The 16,242-nt window shown below is 66.0% G+C and carries 16 protein-coding genes; 11 read left to right on the top strand and 5 right to left on the bottom strand.

Annotated features, from left to right (window positions below):
- Nucleotides 1-60 precede the first annotated feature (60 nt).
- Nucleotides 61-1,389 (bottom strand): omega-aminotransferase AptA, encoded by a 1,329-nt coding sequence (gene aptA / locus E4K65_RS27535; RefSeq protein ID WP_167771204.1) that lies wholly within the window; start codon nucleotides 1,387-1,389, stop codon nucleotides 61-63.
- Between the two features lie 148 nt (nucleotides 1,390-1,537).
- On the opposite strand from aptA, the gene E4K65_RS27530 reads away from it, so the two are divergent.
- Together E4K65_RS27530 and E4K65_RS47570 are read left to right on the top strand one after the other, a co-directional pair.
- On the top strand, nucleotides 1,538-2,086 hold the full coding sequence (locus E4K65_RS27530) for a cupin domain-containing protein (protein WP_135176788.1): 549 nt from the start codon (nucleotides 1,538-1,540) through the stop codon (nucleotides 2,084-2,086).
- A gap of 187 nt (nucleotides 2,087-2,273) precedes the next feature.
- On the top strand, nucleotides 2,274-2,426 hold the full coding sequence (locus E4K65_RS47570; RefSeq protein ID WP_167771203.1) for a hypothetical protein: 153 nt from the start codon (nucleotides 2,274-2,276) through the stop codon (nucleotides 2,424-2,426).
- Nucleotides 2,427-2,494: 68 nt separating this feature from the next.
- Here the strand turns inward: E4K65_RS47570 and E4K65_RS27525 are convergent, their stop codons facing one another.
- The 3 genes from E4K65_RS27525 to E4K65_RS27515 are packed head-to-tail and all read right to left on the bottom strand — an operon-like array spanning nucleotide 2,495 to nucleotide 6,298.
- Nucleotides 2,495-4,756, bottom strand: coding sequence for a xanthine dehydrogenase family protein molybdopterin-binding subunit (locus E4K65_RS27525; protein WP_135176787.1), 2,262 nt, complete (start codon nucleotides 4,754-4,756; stop codon nucleotides 2,495-2,497).
- On the bottom strand, nucleotides 4,749-5,804 hold the full coding sequence (locus tag E4K65_RS27520; protein ID WP_135176786.1) for an FAD binding domain-containing protein: 1,056 nt from the start codon (nucleotides 5,802-5,804) through the stop codon (nucleotides 4,749-4,751). Before E4K65_RS27520 ends, E4K65_RS27525 begins: the two co-directional genes overlap by 8 nt.
- Complete coding sequence (locus E4K65_RS27515; RefSeq protein ID WP_027549523.1) at nucleotides 5,801-6,298, bottom strand: (2Fe-2S)-binding protein; 498 nt, start codon at nucleotides 6,296-6,298, stop codon at nucleotides 5,801-5,803. The genes E4K65_RS27520 and E4K65_RS27515 overlap by 4 nt, the downstream gene beginning before the upstream one ends.
- Before the next feature lie 239 nt (nucleotides 6,299-6,537).
- On the opposite strand from E4K65_RS27515, the gene E4K65_RS27510 reads away from it, so the two are divergent.
- Nucleotides 6,538-7,176, top strand: a complete 639-nt coding sequence (locus E4K65_RS27510) for a TetR/AcrR family transcriptional regulator (protein ID WP_209312094.1) — start codon at nucleotides 6,538-6,540, stop codon at nucleotides 7,174-7,176.
- A gap of 66 nt (nucleotides 7,177-7,242) precedes the next feature.
- On the top strand, nucleotides 7,243-7,650 hold the full coding sequence (locus E4K65_RS27505) for a DUF4864 domain-containing protein (protein WP_135176784.1): 408 nt from the start codon (nucleotides 7,243-7,245) through the stop codon (nucleotides 7,648-7,650).
- Here E4K65_RS27505 and E4K65_RS27500 read toward each other — a convergent pair.
- Entirely contained in the window at nucleotides 7,647-8,906 is a 1,260-nt protein-coding gene (locus tag E4K65_RS27500; protein ID WP_135176783.1) for an MFS transporter, read from the bottom strand. The two genes, E4K65_RS27505 and E4K65_RS27500, sit on opposite strands and share 4 nt — an antisense overlap.
- Before the next feature lie 150 nt (nucleotides 8,907-9,056).
- Between E4K65_RS27500 and E4K65_RS27495 the strand changes: the two genes are divergently transcribed.
- The 7 genes from E4K65_RS27495 (at nucleotide 9,057) to flhA (ending at nucleotide 15,951) form a co-directional block, all read left to right on the top strand.
- Nucleotides 9,057-9,500 carry a hypothetical protein gene (locus tag E4K65_RS27495; protein WP_167771202.1) on the top strand — a complete coding sequence of 148 codons (444 nt, stop codon included), beginning with the start codon at nucleotides 9,057-9,059 and terminating at the stop codon, nucleotides 9,498-9,500.
- A gap of 77 nt (nucleotides 9,501-9,577) precedes the next feature.
- Nucleotides 9,578-9,862, top strand: a complete 285-nt coding sequence (locus E4K65_RS27490; RefSeq protein WP_135176782.1) for a hypothetical protein — start codon at nucleotides 9,578-9,580, stop codon at nucleotides 9,860-9,862.
- Between the two features lie 9 nt (nucleotides 9,863-9,871).
- Complete coding sequence (locus E4K65_RS27485; protein ID WP_135176781.1) at nucleotides 9,872-11,296, top strand: TolC family protein; 1,425 nt, start codon at nucleotides 9,872-9,874, stop codon at nucleotides 11,294-11,296.
- A gap of 13 nt (nucleotides 11,297-11,309) precedes the next feature.
- Nucleotides 11,310-12,647: a multicopper oxidase family protein gene (locus tag E4K65_RS27480; protein ID WP_135176780.1), complete on the top strand. Its 1,338-nt coding sequence runs from the start codon at nucleotides 11,310-11,312 to the stop codon at nucleotides 12,645-12,647.
- 32 nt (nucleotides 12,648-12,679) lie between these two features.
- Nucleotides 12,680-13,135 carry a cupredoxin domain-containing protein gene (locus E4K65_RS27475; RefSeq protein ID WP_167771201.1) on the top strand — a complete coding sequence of 152 codons (456 nt, stop codon included), beginning with the start codon at nucleotides 12,680-12,682 and terminating at the stop codon, nucleotides 13,133-13,135.
- Between the two features lie 16 nt (nucleotides 13,136-13,151).
- Complete coding sequence (locus tag E4K65_RS27470) at nucleotides 13,152-13,454, top strand: copper-binding protein (RefSeq protein WP_167771200.1); 303 nt, start codon at nucleotides 13,152-13,154, stop codon at nucleotides 13,452-13,454.
- Between the two features lie 355 nt (nucleotides 13,455-13,809).
- Nucleotides 13,810-15,951 (top strand): flagellar biosynthesis protein FlhA, encoded by a 2,142-nt coding sequence (flhA, locus tag E4K65_RS27465; protein WP_167771199.1) that lies wholly within the window; start codon nucleotides 13,810-13,812, stop codon nucleotides 15,949-15,951.
- The last annotated feature ends 291 nt before the right edge of the window (nucleotides 15,952-16,242 follow it).

The following is a 16,242-nucleotide window of genomic DNA, read 5'->3' as shown; positions in this document are numbered from 1 at the left end:
ACTCCTGCGGCATCACGCTCGCCGCTGCAAGGAAACCACTCGCAACGGCGAGAGCAATTATCAGGCCACCCGCTTGATGGCGTCGCCCAGGATCGACACGATGTCGTCGATGTGGCTCTTCTCGACGATGAGCGGCGGCGACAGCGCGAAGGAGTCGCCGCTCATACGGAAGTACAGGCCGCGATTGAAGCAGTCGACCATCACGTCGTAGCCGCGCGCGCCGACCGCGCCGTCACGCGACGACAGCTCGACCGCGCCCATCAGGCCGCAATTGCGGATGTCGACGACGTTGGGCAGGCCCTTCAGCGAATGCAGCGCATCGCGCCAGTATTCGGCGATCGAGGCACCGCGCGTGAGCAGGCCCTCGTCCTTGTAGATGTCGAGCGTCGCGATACCCGCGGCGCAGGCGGTCGGATGCGCGGAGTAGGTGTAGCCGTGGAACAGCTCCATCTGGTTCTCGGGGCCGACCATCATGCCGTCGTGAATCTTGCGGCTGGCGAACACCGCGCCGCAGGGAATGGTGCCATTGGTGATGCCCTTGGCCGTCGTCATCAGGTCCGGCGTGACGCCGAAGAAGTTGGCGGCGAACGGCGTGCCAAGGCGGCCGAAGCCGGTGATGACCTCGTCGAAGATCAGGAGGATGCCGTGCTTGTCGCAGATCTCGCGCAGGCGCTGGAGATAGCCCTTCGGCGGCGGCAGCACTGCGGTCGAACCGGGCACCGGCTCGACGATGACGGCGGCGATCGTCTCGGCGCCGTGCAAGGCCACCAGGCGCTCGAGATCGTCGGCGAGCTCGGCACCATGCTCCGGCTGATCCTTGGCGAAGGCGTTGCGGCTGAGATCATGGGTGTGGCGAATGTGGTCGACGCCCGGCAGCAGGGTCGCGAAGGCGCGGCGGTTGGCAACCATGCCGCCGACCGACGTGCCGCCGAAGCCGACGCCGTGATAACCGCGCTCGCGGCCGATCAGGCGGGTGCGGCTCGCCTGGCCGTTGGCGCGATGATAGGCGAGCGCGATCTTGAGCGCGGTGTCGACCGACTCGGAGCCGGAGTTGGTGAAGAAGATCCGGTCGAGGCCCTTCGGCGCGATCTCGGCGAGCCGCTCGGCGAAGTCGAACGCCAGCGGATGGCCCATCTGGAACGTGGGCGCGAAGTCCAGCGTCATCAGCTGCCGCTCGACCGCGGCGGCGATCTGCTTGCGGCCGTGGCCGGCATTGACGCACCAGAGACCGGCGGAACCGTCGATCACCTTGCGGCCGTCGACGGTGGTGTAGTGCATGCCCTCGGCCGAGGAGAACAGGCGCGGCGCCTTCTTGAACTGCCGGTTGGCCGTGAACGGCATCCAGAACGAGTCGGTCTTGATGGTGTTCGGAATCTGATGAAGGGTCACGGCCGCGCTCCTTTGCTGACCTGCTAGCAGAGGCACGGCTTCCAAGGCGCAACAAGTCCTTTTCTGGTGAGCTGCAAGCCATTGATTTTACTGGGGCCGCTGGTCCATATTTGCGCGATCCGCAACACATGCAACAGGGACCAGGGGCATGAGCGTCGACATCGGTGGACGGCTGCGATTCATCCGGGCGCGCCAGAAGCTGTCGCAGCGCGAGCTTGCCAAGCGCGCCGGCGTCACCAATTCGACGATTTCGCTGATCGAATCCAACCAGATGAACCCGTCGGTCGGCGCGCTCAAGCGCATCCTCGACGGGATCCCGATGGGCCTCGCCGAGTTCTTCGCGCTGGAGCCGGAGTCACGGCGCAAGATCTTCTATCGCTCCGAGGAGTTGACCGAAGTCGGCAAGAAGCCGATCTCGTACCGGCAGATCGGCGACAATCTGTTCGGCCGCAGCCTGCAGATACTGAAGGAGCGCTACGAGCCCGGCAGCGACACCGGGCGCGTGCATCTCGTCCATGACGGCGAGGAAGGCGGCATCGTGATCTCGGGCAAGCTCGAAGTCACGGTCGAGGACGAGCGCCGCATCCTCAATCCCGGCGATGCCTATTATTTCGAGAGCCGCCGCCCGCATCGCTTCCGCTGCGTCGGCGGCAAGCCGTGCGAAGTGATCTCGGCCTGCACGCCGCCGACATTTTGACGCACATCAAGATCCCCCGGAATGTTACGGACGGCCCGGTATCTTACGGAGCTTGAGCCATCTCAATTTCGGCGAGCCGAGCCGCTATATATTACGAACCGTAGCCGAGCAGCCTGGCGCAAAGGTGCTGAGGTTATGGCCCCGGACTCCTAGGCATTCCGGGGCCGCTTCGTAACAGGGCTTGCCGATGAAGATCACGCTCGCCAATGCAGAAGCCGCGCTCGACGAAGTTCGGCGCGATGCCGATAAGCTCCACTCGCGCGAGCTGCGCGAGGCCATCGCCCAATACATCGAGACGCAGCGAGAGGCGATCAAGGCCCTGCGTCGGAAGATGAACTGACGCTGCGACGCGGGTCGCTGGCCGCGCGGCCTTCTCCGCGCGGCTCTCATTTGACATCGCCGCAGCGTTCAAGACTGCGTCAGCAATTGCTCGATCCGGATCGGAAAACGCCGCACCCGCACGCCGGTCGCGTGCCAGACGGCGTTGGCGACTGCGCCGGCGCTGCCGGTGATGCCGATCTCGCCGACGCCCTTGATGCCGAGCGCATTCACATGCGGGTCGTGCTCCTCGACCGTGATCACGTCGAGCGGCGGCACGTCGGCATTCACGGGGATGTGGTACTCGCCAAGATTGGCGTTCATGATCCGGCCGCTGCGGCGGTCGGTGATGGCTTCCTCGTGCAGCGCAAAGGACATGCCCCAGATCATGCCGCCGAACAGCTGGCTCTTCACCAGATGCGGATTGACGATGCGCCCCGCGGCGAAGGCGCCGACCATGCGCGTGACGCGGACCTGGCCGAGTTCGGGATCGACCTTCACCTCCGCGAACACCGCGCCATGGGCGTGCATCGCATACTCCTCCATCGCCGCGGGATTCGGCGCGCCGGTGCCGCGCGCCTCGACCTCCGCGACGCCGGCACGCGCGAGGATCTCGGCATAGCTCTCGCCGCGACTCTCGTCGTCGCGCCGGAACAGCTTTCCGTCACGCGCGACCACGCCGGCATTGCCCGCTCCGAACAGCGGCGAGCGCTCGTCATTGGTGGCGAGATCGGCGAGCTTTGCAATCACGGCCGCGCCGGCGCTGTGGATCGCAGCGCCCGCGGTCGCCGTGTGCGCCGAGCCGCCGGCAATGCCGGCGTCGGGCAGGTCCGACGTGCCGGCCTTGAATTCGACGTGGTCGATATCGAGACCGAGACCGTCGGCTGCGATCTGGGCGAGTGCCGTCCAGGCGCCCTGCCCCATGTCGTGCGCGCCGATCTCCATCGCGCCGGTGCCGTCGCGACGGATCGCCGCGCGCGCTTCCGCCTGGAACATCAGTGCCGGGAAGGTCGCGGTGCCCATGCCCCAGCCGACCAGATGACCGGCATCGTCGCGCATTTGCCGCGGCTGGAGCGAGCGCTTGGCCCAGCCGAAGCGTGCGGCGCCCTGTTCGTAGCAGGCACGCAGCGCCTTGGATGAGAATGGCTTTCCCGTGATCGGCTCGACCTCGGCGTAGTTCCTCAGACGGAACGCGAGCGGATCGATGCCGCAGGCCCAGGCCATCTCGTCGATCGCGCTTTCCAGCGCGATCGACCCGGTCGCCTCGCCGGGGGCGCGCATGAACAGCGGCGTGCCGGTGTTGACGCGCACGGCATCGTGCGAAGTGCGGATCGCAAGGCTCGCATAGAGCGTGTGCGAGGCATCGGCCGCGGGCTCGTAGAAATCGTCGAACGTGCTCGACACGGTCCTCGCATGATGATCGAGCGCGGTCAGGCGCCCCTCGCCGTCGGCCCCGATGCGCAGCCGCTGGCGCGTCGGCGCACGATGGCCGACCGGGCCATACATCTGCTCACGGCGCAGCACGAGCTTCACGGGCCGGCCGACGAGCTTGGCCGCCATGATGCCGAGGGTCTGCGGCCCGGCCAAGAATCCCTTGGAGCCGAAGCCGCCACCGAGGAACGGGCTGCGGATGTGGATCTTGTCCGGCGCGATGCCGAACAGCTCGGCGATGCGCCCGAGCGACAGCATCAGGCCCTGGGTCGGCATGTCGACCGACAGATTGTCCCCGTCCCAGCTGGCCACGATCGCATGCGGCTCCATGGCGTTGTGATATTGCGGCGGCGTCTCGTAAGTCGCGTCGATCTGCTTCTCGGCCGAGGCAAGCCCCGCCTCGACATCGCCGTGGCGATTTTCCGTCGGGTTGCCGACGCCGACGACCGGCGGCACGAAGCTTTTGCCGGCATCGAGGCCGACGAGCGCAGGCAGCGTCTCGTAGCGCGGCGCCAGCAGCACCGCACCTTCCGTCGCGGCCTCCAGCGTTTCGGCGATCACGACGGCGATCGGCTGGTTGGCGTAGCGGACCTCGTCGCTCTGCAGCACCTCCATCCGGAACACGAACGGGTTGGTCTTGATCTCCGGGTCGACCGCGAGCGGCGGCTTGTGGTCTGATGTCATCACGTCGACGACGCCGGGATGGCGCTTGGCAGCCGTGACATCGAGCGAGGCCACGCGGCCGCGCGAAATGCTCGAGACCGCCATCACCGCAAACAGCATGCCGGGCGGATGATTGTCGGCGGCATAGGTCGCCTGCCCCTTGACCTTGAGGATGCCGTCGCGCCGGGTCAGCGGCTGGCCGATGTTCGAGCCGTGGCGCAGATTGGCGGGAGCGCTGGTGAGATTAAGCTCAGGCATGGATGGCTCCGGAGGTCGAGGCAAAGGGAGAGGCCGGCAGCGCCGGCAGGCGCGCCGGCGTACCGGCGGCGGCGAGGGTCAGCGCGCGCACGACGATGCGGCGGGCGAGCTCGATCTTGAAGGCGTTGTCGCCGGACGGTTTTGCGTCGGTGAGCGCGCGCCAGGCGGCTTCCTGGAAGGCGTCGGCCGTTGGCGCAACACCCTTGAGAACGTCTTCCGCGGTGCGCGCACGCCAGGGCTTTGCGGCAACGCCGCCGAGCGCGATCCGCGCCTCCTTGATCTTGCCGTTCTCGATCTGCAACGCAGCGGCGGCCGAGACGACGGCAAAGGCGTAAGAGGTACGCTCGCGAACCTTGAGGTAGCGCGCATGCGCCGCAAAGTCGCGTGCCGCAGGCGGCAGACGCACCGCCGTGATCAGGTCGCCGGGTTCGAGCGCGGACTCGCGCTGAGGCGTATCGCCGGGCAGGCGATGCAGTTCGTCCAGCCCGATCTCGCGACGGCCGTTCCTGCCCTCGATCTCGATGATGGCATCGAGTGCGACCAGGGGAACGCAGAAATCCGAGGGATGCGTGGCGATGCAGCTCTCGCTCCAGCCGAGCACGGCATGGGCGCGGTTCTCGCCGTCGCGGGCGTCGCAGCCACTGCCCGCCTCGCGCTTGTTGCAGCGGCTCGCCGTGTCATAGAAATACGCACAGCGCGTCCGTTGCAGCAGATTGCCGCCCACGGTCGCGGCATTGCGCAGTTGCGCGGATGCGCCGGAGAGCAGCGCTTCGGCGACCGCCGGATAGGACCTTGCGAAGCCGGCATCGTGCGCGAGATCGGCGTTGCTGACCAGCGCGCCGATGCGCAACGACCCGTCGGCGAGATGCTCGATTCCGTCGAGCCCCTCGAGATGCGTGACATCGACCAGGCGATCCGGACGGCTGACGCCGCCCTTCATCAGATCGAGCAAATTGGTGCCGGCGGCGAGATAGGTCGCGCCCGGCTGGGCGGCGGCGGCAACGGCCTCGGCAACCGTGGCCGGCCTGACATAATCGAACGGTTTCATGCGGAGCGCCTCTGATTGGATTCGTCCATGCGTTCTTGCGCCTCGCGCACCGCATCGACGATGCCGGCATAGGCGCCGCAGCGGCAGAGATTGCCGCTCATGCATTCGCGGATGCGTTCGGGATCGTCGCCGGCCTGGGCCTCGCGCATCATGCCGATCGCGCTCATGATCTGGCCGGGCGTACAGAAGCCGCACTGGAATCCGTCATGGGCGATGAAGGCGGCCTGCACCGGGTGGAGCTGGTCGCCGCGCGCGACGCCTTCGATGGTGAGGATATCGGCGCCGTCATGGCTGATGGCCAGCGCGAGGCAGGAATTGATGCGCTTGCCGTCGACGAGAATGGTGCAGGCGCCGCACTGGCCGCGGTCGCATCCCTTCTTGGTTCCGGTCAGATGGAGGCGCTCACGCAGGAGATCGAGCAGCGTGACGCGCGGATCGTCGAGGACGAAGTCGCGCCGCGCACCGTTCACGGTGAGGCTGATGGAGTGGTTCATACAAGGCTCCGATCAGATATGGACATGAGTGATCGCGCAGCGCGCCACCGCCGTGGCCGCCGTCGACTTGCGCTGGCCAGGCGGAAGCCGGCCAACATCCCAGCGAAGATACGGAGGCACCCTCCGCTTAACAAGGGCCGCGGAAAAATTTTTGGAAATCGTCAAAAGCCCATGCGCCACCAACGCGATGCAGCCCTGCAAGGGTTCAATCTAACCAATTCGTGATCTACATTGCGGGCATGGACGACCACACCGACCAGACCCGAAAGCCCCGCGCCGATGCCGTGCGCAATCGCGAACGCGTGCTCGAGGCGGCCAAGGCCGTATTCAACGCGGGAGGTCCGGAAGCGAGCCTGGAGGCGGTGGCAAAGCGTGCCGGCGTCGGCATCGGCACGCTCTATCGGCATTTCCCGACGCGCGAGGATCTGTTCGAGGCGGTGTACCGGCGTGAGGTCGAGCAGCTCAGCGAGCTCGCCGAGCAATTGAAGATTGCGAAGGACCCGGTTGACGCACTGCGGCGCTGGCTACGTTCCGGCGTCGAATTCGTGGCCACCAAAAAAGGCATGTCGGCGGCGCTGGCGCTGACGTTCCAGAGCTCGTCGGAACTTGCGGCCTTCTCGATGGACAGGCTGACCAAGGCGATCGGCTCGCTGCTCGACCGCGCGGTCGCGGCCGGCGAGATGCGCGCCGATGTCAGCCCGGAAGACCTGCTCAGGGCTCTGATCGGCATGTGCTACATGCACGACCAGCCCGGCTGGCAATCCTCGGTGCTGCGGATGCTCGACGTATTCGTGGACGGGCTGCGGGTGCAGCCGACCGGCAAGCCCAAGGCGCGCAGCGCCAAGCCCGCGAAGTCGGCGGTGAAACGGAAGCGATAGCGCGTCCGTATCTTGCCAGGGTCGTGCTAGGATCAGCATCGCCGGAATTTGAACGCGGAGCCTGTCATGCGCATTGCCGCCCTGCTCGTGGCTCTCGGTATTATCTTCAGCTCCGTCTCAGCATTCGCCGACGATGTCACCGCCGCGCAAGGCGTCATCCGCGCCCAGGAACAGGCTTTTGCGCGCGACGATGCCACGGCCGCCTATTCCTATGCCGCACCGGCGATCAAGGAGATATTCCCCGCCCCCGACATCTTCATGTCCATGGTGCAGAACGGCTACGCCCCTGTCTATCGTCACAAGAGTTTTGAATTTGGCGAGAGCAAGAACGAGGGTAACTGGATCGCGCAGCGCGTCCACATCGTCGATGCCAATGGCGAAGCCTGGGAAGCTCTGTACACGCTCGAGCAACAGGCGGACGGCAGCTACAAGATCACCGGCTGCTCGCTCCTAAAGGCGGGACAAGCAGTTTAAGTTGCAAAACCGGTCTTGACCGAACCCATCCGCGAGCGGATCAGCAGCAGCACGACGATGGCGATATTGAGCGCGTTCCAGGCCACGCCATTCGCGAACGCCGCGGCATACGAGCCGGTGGCATCGAAGATGACGCCCGACACCCAGCCGCCGAAGGACATGCCGAACACCGAGGCGAAGATCACGATGCCGACGCGCGTCGCCGCCTCGCCTGCGGGCATCGCCTCGCGCACGATGATGGCGTAACTCGGCACGATCCCGCCCTGGAACAGGCCGAACATCGCGGAGATCAGGTAGAGCGAGGCGAGGCTGTCGAAGAACAGGTAGAACACCAGCGCAAAGCCCTGCGCCAGCGACCCGACCAGTAGCGTGCGGACGCCGCCGATCTTGTCGGCGAGGAAGCCCGAGCCGATCCGGCTGACGATGCCGCAGGCCATCATCAAAGACAGCATCTCGGCGCCCCTCGCCACGCCATAGCCGAGATCGCCGCAATAGGCGACGATATGCACCTGCGGCATCGCCATGGCGACGCAGCAGGAGATGCTGGCGATCGAGAGCAGCACCGTCAGCGTGTTGGTCGAGAGCTTGAGATCGACCCTCGGCGGCGGCGCATTGGCATGGTCGCGGACATGGTCGTGGCCCATCTGCGCGCGCAGCACCAGCACCAGGATCGTCATCAGGCCCACGCAGACGAGGCCGATGCCGATATGGGTGTGGCGCCAGCCGATCGACTGCATGCCCCAGCTCACGATCGGAGGCCACATCGTGCCGGCGAAATAATTGCCGCTCGCGACGATGGTCACGGCGAGGCCACGATAGCGCTCGAACCAGTGCGAGGCCTCCGCCATCAGCGGCGCGAAGGTCGCCGAGGTGCCTAGCCCGATCAGGAAATACGCCGCCACGAATTGCCAGAGCTGACCAGACAGGCCCGCGAGCACGTTGGCGACGCCGAGGAAGGCGATGCTGATCGCCATCGCCGGCACGATGCCGAACCGGTCGGTGATCTTGCCGGCGATCACGCCGCCAAGCCCGAAGCCGAACATCATGAGGGTGAACGCCAGCGACACCGCGCCGCGCGTGGCGGCGAATTCGGCCTGGACCGCGGGAATCATGACCACGATCGCCCACATGCCGACGCCTCCGATCGAGCCGATCAGAAGCGCAATGACGAGCCGCACCCAGGCCTGACGGGAATCAGGGCTGAATGAGTCTGAGGTGTGTCCGGGATGATTTGGGGCGTGCACGGGCCGGACCATGGCCCGCGGATCGGAACACGGTCAAGCTTCGTGGCGTGATATTGGGCATGCGCGGTGCACTGCGGTAAGAAGATGCTTGGCGGATGCGCGTTTTGCCATTAGTTTGCAATCTGCGTGTGCAAGACTGCCGCGCGAGGAGCCTATCGGCGGATGCTGTTGCGATTGACACGATCGATGCGGATCAGGGTGGGGCGAATCATCGCCCTCGCCTATCTGTTCTGCGTGCTCGCGCCGGCCGCAAGCCTTGCCTGGGGCAGCGGTCCGGCGCCGTGCCTCGACGACCCGCTCCTCGCCGATCTCGTGCCGGTGCATCATCAGATGCAGGCCGGCCACATGCATGACGGCGTGCCGCATGACCACGCCGGACCGCATGCGCATCCCCAGACCGCGGCGCAGGACGCTCCTGCTCCGCATCATCATGACGGCAAGGGGACAGTGGGCCCGTGCTGCGCGATGATGTGCGTGAGTGCGCTGCCGGCCGATCTGCCTGTCGTCGCCAAGCCGCTTCAGCCGATCTCCGCCTGCGCGCCCGAGATCGTGGTCAGCCTGTACAGCGCGGCGCCGCCCCTTCTCTACCGTCCTCCCATCGCCTGATCTGACGCGACGACGTCAGGCCTAGCGCGCGTCCGCGCGCGCGAACCTGTGGTCTCAAGACAGATCAGGGATGAATCATGCTTACGCTTTCCGGGGCGAAGTCCGCCGCCGCATCCGCGGCGCGTGGACGACACTTCTCATTTCATTGGCCGCTGCTGGCCGCGATAGCACTGGCGTTGTCAGGCTGCATGCCGGCAGCCACGCAGCTCGCCGGTGCCGATCCTGCCGATCCGGCGACGAAGGTCGCGCCTGTCGGCTATCGGCCGACCGTCGCGCCCTATACCAGCCTGCGGCCTGCGACGCCGGCGCCATGGCGCGACCGCAACGACGCCGTCACGCCGCAGCCGAAGCAAGACCGGTAGGAACCCGCCATGACACACCATTTTGCGCGGGGCCTGCTCGTCCTCATTGCGCTCGGCCTTTCCGGCTGCGCCGCATTCTCGCCCGACAGCGGCATGACGGCGGTCTCAGACCTGACCAGCCAGACCATCAACAAGGACGTCGCCTTCGTGCGGTCGGCCGACGGAGCCGGCGCGGTCGATGCACGCGTTCGCCTGCTGCTCTCGCGGACACTCAGCGCAGAGACCGCCGTCCAGATAGCGCTGCTCAACAACAAGGGGCTCCAAGGCGCCTATAACGAGCTGGCGCTGTCCGAGACCGAACTGGTGGAGCAGAGCCTGCCGCCCAATCCCGTGTTCTCGGTCTCGCGGATCACGGGCAATGGCGCCAGCGAGATCGAGCGCCAGGTGGTCGGCGACATCCTGGCGCTGGCGACCCTGCCGTTCCGCTCCGAGATCGCCCGCGACCGCTTCCGCCAGGCTCAATTGCGTGCGGCGCTGGCGACGCTGCGGCTCGCCGCGGACGTGCGGCGCGCTTATCTCCGCGCAGTCGCCGGCAACGAGATGGTGGTGCTGCTGACGGACGCGAAGGCGACGGCGGAATCGACCGCACAGCTTGCGGTCAAGCTCGGCGAGACCGGCTCAATCAACAAGCTCGACCAGGCCCGCGAACAGGTGTTCTACGCCGAGACCACCGCCGACCTCGCAACCGCGCGGCAGTCGGCAACCAGCGCACGCGAAAGGCTCGCGCGGCTGATGGGGCTGTGGGACGACGGCCTCGATTTCCGCCTGCCCAACCAGCTGCCGCCGCTGCCGCGCCGGCCGCAGGCACTGCCTTCGATCGAAGCCGACGCGGTTGCCCATCGCATCGACCTGCAGATCGCGCGGCTCGAGCTGACGGCGCTGGCGAAGTCGTTGAATCTCACCGAGGCGACGCGCTTCGTGACGCTGCTCGATCTCGCCGGCATCTCCCGCCGCACGCAGGATCCGGAGGGCCCGCCGTTCCGCGAACGCGGTTTTGACGTGCAGTTCCAGATCCCGATCTTCGACGGCGGCGAGGTGCGCATGCGGCAGGCGGCGGAGACCTACAACCTCGCCTTCAACCGCCTGACCGAGCGTGCCGTGAATGTTCGCTCCGAGGCGCGCGACGCCTATCGCGCCTACCGGTCGACCTACGATATCGCCAGCCACTATCAGCGCGAGATCCTGCCGCTGCGCAAGATCATTACCGAGGAGATGCAGCTTCGCTTCTCCAGCATGCAGGTCGACATCTTTGCGCTGCTGACCGAAGCGCGGCAGCGCCTCGCGTCACTGCGCGGCGCCATCGACGCCAGGCAAAACTTCTTCCTCGCCCAGGCCGACCTGCAGACCGCCATCAACGGTGGCGGCGCCCCTGCGGCCGGCGGCGACAATTCAACCACCATCGCCGCGGCAGCGCCTGCCGATGGCGGCCACTGAGACGGAGGCCAGCATGTATTCCCGCCGAGGATTTTTGGGCACAGCGGCGCTTGCCAGCGCGTCGGCCATCAGCGGCCGCGTCCAGGCCGCGTCGATTCCGGAAGCACCTCATATGGACAAGGTGGTGATGCAGCCGCCGCTGCATCCGACCAGCGGCCCCGACTATCGCCCCGTGGTCACGCTGAACGGCTGGTCGCTGCCGTTCCGCATGAACGGCGACTGGAAGGAATTCCACCTCGTCGCCGAACCCGTGGTGCGCGAGTTCGCCGAAGGCATGAAGGTGAACCTGTGGGGCTATAACGGCCAGTCGCCGGGGCCGACGATCGAGGCGGTCGAGGGCGACAAGGTCCGCGTCTTCGTCACCAACCGACTGCCCGAATACACCACCGTGCACTGGCACGGCATGATCATCCCGAGCGGCATGGACGGCGTCGGCGGACTGAATCAGCCGCACATCGAGCCCGGCAAGACCTTCGTCTACGAATTCGAGATGAAGAAGAGCGGGACCTTCATGTACCACCCGCATTCCGACGAGATGGTGCAGATGGCGATGGGCATGATGGGCATGGTCGTCGTGCATCCGCGCGATCCGGGCTTCCGCCCCGTCGACCGCGACTTCGTCTTCGTGATGAGCACCTATCGGGTCGATCCCGGCACCTATCTGCCGCAGGTCAACGAGATGACCGACTTCAACATGTGGACCTGGAATTCGCGGGTGTTTCCCGGCATCGATCCCTTGCCGGTGCGGCTCGGCGACAAGGTGCGCGTGCGCATCGGCAATCTCAGCATGACCAACCATCCGATCCACCTGCACGGTCACAGCTTTGCGGTGACCTGCACCGACGGCGGCTGGGTTCCGGAGAGCGCGCAATATCCGGAGACGACCACCGACGTGCCGGTCGGCGCGGTGCGCGTGTTCGACGTGCTCGCAGACAATCCCGGCGACTGGGCGTTCCACTGTCACAAGTCGCACCACACCATGAACGCGATGGGGCACGAGGTGCGCAATCTGATCGGCGTGTCGCGCAAGGATCTCGCCAAGGCCGTCGGCAAGCTCGCGCCCGACAGCATGGCGATGGGCTCGACCGGCATGGCGATGGGCAACATGGAGATGCCCGCGCCCGACAACACGCTGCCGATGATGACCGGCACCGGCCAGTTCGGCCCGATCGAGATGGGCGGCATGTTCACGGTGATGAAGATCCGCGAGGACCTCGCGCGCGACGATTACCGCGATCCCGGCCCGTACAAATTCCCGCAAGGCACCGTCGCCTACGAAGTGACGCCGCCGGCCGCGGAACCGGCGCGGCAGCAGGGCGGCACTCCGCCGATGAAGAACATGAAGATGTGAGCGTTTCGATGAACCACCAACTGGAGAACAAGATGAAGAAGACTATCAAACTCGGACTCGCGCTGGCTGCACTTTCGATCGCGCCGGCCATTGCTCATGACCAGCACGGTCATGCGACCTTTTCGGCCGGCGAGCCCGGTGATCCCAAGAAGCCCGCACGTACCGTCGAGATCGCGATGAGCGAGATGTCCTACGAGCCGTCGAACATCACGGTCGAACGCGGCGAACAGATCCGCTTCGTGCTGCGCAATACCGGCAAGGAAGACCACGAATTCCTGCTCGCCAGCACCAAGGAGAACCTCGCGCACGCCGAGGTGATGAAGAAACATCCGCACATGGAGCACGACGACCCGAACGGGGTCCGGCTCGCCCCGAGCAAGACGGCCGAGATCCTCTGGAAGTTCAGCAAGGCCGGCACGTTCGAATTTTCCTGCCTGATCCCGGACCATCGCGACTACGGCATGGTCGGCCACGTCACCGTGAAGTGAAGCAATGGAGAGAGCCATGAAATCGATCACCCGCATCGCCGCCGCGCTCGCGCTGACGCTCGGCCTGACCTTCGGTGCCGCCGCGGCGCAGGGCGCCTCGATCAGCGGCGAGGTCAAGAAGATCGACGAGAGCGCCGGCAAGATCACGCTCAAGCACGGACCGGCCAAGAGCCTCGGCATGGACGAGCCCATGACCATGGTCTACCGCGTCAAGGACCCCGCTTTGCTCAAGCAGGTGAAGGTCGGCGACAAGGTCACCTTCGAAGCCGAGGAGGCGGCCGCCGGGTACATGGTGACCAGGATGGAGAAGGCGAAGTAGGGGGCTCCCACCCACGCCGTCATTCCGGGGCGCGCCTCTTGGCGCGAGCCCGGAATCCATTTCCCCACGACACCTGCAGCACGACGGATTCCGGGTTCGCCCTCCGGGCGCCCCGGAATGACACCCCTGGAGGCCCGAAACACGCTCCCGCGCTCTTGCCGCACCCTCCGTTAACCCTTTGCTAACCATACACCCGGCAAGAATTGCCGGGTGAAGTCGAGTGTCGTCAGCCGCGTAAAACGGGAGGTCCCCCGTGGACGCCAGTGCGGTGCCTCACTTTCGGAACGGCGGCCCTTCGGCCGCCGCGCAGACGTTTGGGGCGCGCGGCCGGCAGTCGCGCGGGGAGGCAGCTACCATGGTCGACGTCACCGCGGGACAGGGCGTAGGGAGCACAAACGCCGGCGTCCCGACCCTTGCCGAGATCGTCAACATCCTCAAGCGCGGCGACATCGCGCTCGCGCTCGGCATCCTCACCATCCTGGTGGTCTTGATCCTGCCGCTGCCCGCGATCGTGCTGGACCTGTTCCTGGCGATCTCGATCACGCTCTCGATCCTGATCCTGATGACGTCGCTGTTCATCCAGGCGCCGCTGGAATTCTCCGCCTTCCCGACCATCCTGCTGATCTCGACCATGCTGCGGCTGTCGCTCAACATGGCCTCGACCCGACTGATCCTGTCGCACGGGCACGAGGGCACGGATGCCGCCGGTCACGTCATCGAAGCCTTCGGCAGCTTCGTGATGGGCGGCAATTTCGTCATCGGCATCATCGTTTTCGCCATCCTGATCATCGTCAACTTCGTCGTCATCACCAAGGGTTCGGGCCGCATCGCCGAAGTCGCCGCGCGCTTCCACCTCGACGCCATGCCGGGCAAGCAGATGGCGATCGACGCCGATCTCTCCGCCGGCCTGATCGACGAGAAGGTCGCCAAGGAGCGCCGCAAGGCGCTGGAGGACGAGAGCGGCTTCTTCGGCGCCATGGACGGTGCCTCGAAATTCGTCCGCGGCGATGCCATCGCCGGCCTTCTGATCGTCTTCATCAACGTCGTCGGCGGCATGATCATCGGCGTGGCGCAGCAGGGCCTGTCCTTTGCCGACGCCGGGCGCAGCTACACGCTGCTGACAGTCGGTGACGGCCTCGTCACCCAGGTGCCGGCGCTGATCGTCTCGACCGCGGCCGGCCTGCTCGTCTCCAAGGCCGGCGTCTCCGGCGCCGCCGACAAGGCGCTGATGAAGCAGTTCTCCGGCTATCCGCAGGCGCTGGCGATGTCCTCGGCCGTCATGCTGGTGCTGGCGGCGCTGCCGGGCATTCCGACCATTCCCTTCCTCGCGCTCGGCGCCGGCGCCGGCGCGCTGGCCTGGACCGCGCGCAACCGCAACCGCGCCACCGCCAAGGCTGACGAAGCTGCCAAGGCCGCGCCCACTGCCGGTACGCCTGGTGCGCCGGGCACGGCTGCGACCGAAGAGCCGATCTCGGCGGCGCTGAAGATCGACGACCTCAAGATCGAGCTCGGCTATGCGCTGCTGCCGCTCGTCAACGGCCCCGACGGCACCGACCGCCTCACCGAGCAGATCAAGGCGCTGCGCCGCTCGCTCGCGATCGAGATGGGCTTTGTGATGCCGGCGGTGCGCATCCTCGACAACGTCCAGCTCGAAGCCAACACCTACATCATCAAGATCAAGGAGGTCGACGCCGGCACCGGCAAGATCTGGCCGAACCAGTTCATGGTCATGGACCCCGGCGGCAGCCAGGTTCAGGTGCCCGGCATCCACACCACCGAGCCGACCTTCGGCCTGCCCGCGACCTGGGTCGATGCCAGTCTCAAGGAAGAGGCTTCGCTCAAGGGTTACACCGTGGTCGACGCCGCGACCGTGCTCTCGACCCACCTCACCGAGCTGCTCAAGGCCAACATGTCGGACCTGCTCTCCTATGGCGAGGTGCAGAAGCTGCTCAAGGAGCTGCCGAAGGAGCAGAGCGAGCTGGTCAAGGACATCGTCCCCGGACAGGTCACGGTCTCCGGCATCCAGCGCGTGCTGCAGCTGCTGCTCGCCGAGCGCATCTCGATCCGCGATCTCTCCACCATCCTCGAGGGCATCGCCGACTCGCTCGCCTTCTCGCGCAATCCCGCCACCATGGTCGAGCACGTCCGTGCCCGCCTGGCGCGGCAGATCTGCGCACAGAACACCTCCTACAACGGCTATCTGCCGCTGATCGCGCTGTCGGCGCGCTGGGAGCAGGCCTTCGCCGAATCCATCATCGGCCAGGGCGAGGAGCGCAGCCTCGCGATGCAGCCCTCGAAGCTGTCGGAATTCATGACCGCCGTACGCGAGGCGTTCGAGCGCGCCGCGCGCGAAGGCGAGGCGCCGGTGCTGGTCACGTCTGCGGCAATTCGTCCCTTCGTACGCTCTCTCGTCGAGCGGTTCCGGGCCCAGACGACGGTGCTGTCGCAGGCTGAAATCCACCCCAGGGCGAGGCTGAAAACGGTCGGAAGCATCTGATTTGCCTTAAGAAGCCGTGTGTTTTTCGGCCACAGGCAAATGGTTTTTGAGTTCCTGGCGCCTTGTCGACCAAATGCGGACAAGACGCCTCACAGGCACGTTACGACTTTGAAATAATTATAGAATTGCACGATCGAAGGACGCCTTTGATCGCGATCCTTCACGTCCTTTCACGCTCTTGTGACCGCCCCTTGGGAACGAATCCCCCCAATACTAGGTTGTTGGGCACCGGAAGCATGAACCTGCCTCAACAGGGTGGCGACTACTTCGGGTAGATGGCGGCAGGAGCCT

Origin of the sequence: Bradyrhizobium niftali (genome assembly GCF_004571025.1) — a bacterium.
Classification (GTDB): domain Bacteria; phylum Pseudomonadota; class Alphaproteobacteria; order Rhizobiales; family Xanthobacteraceae; genus Bradyrhizobium; species Bradyrhizobium niftali.
Note: the sequence above shows the minus strand (reverse complement) of the source record. Positions and strands in the feature narration are given on the sequence as shown.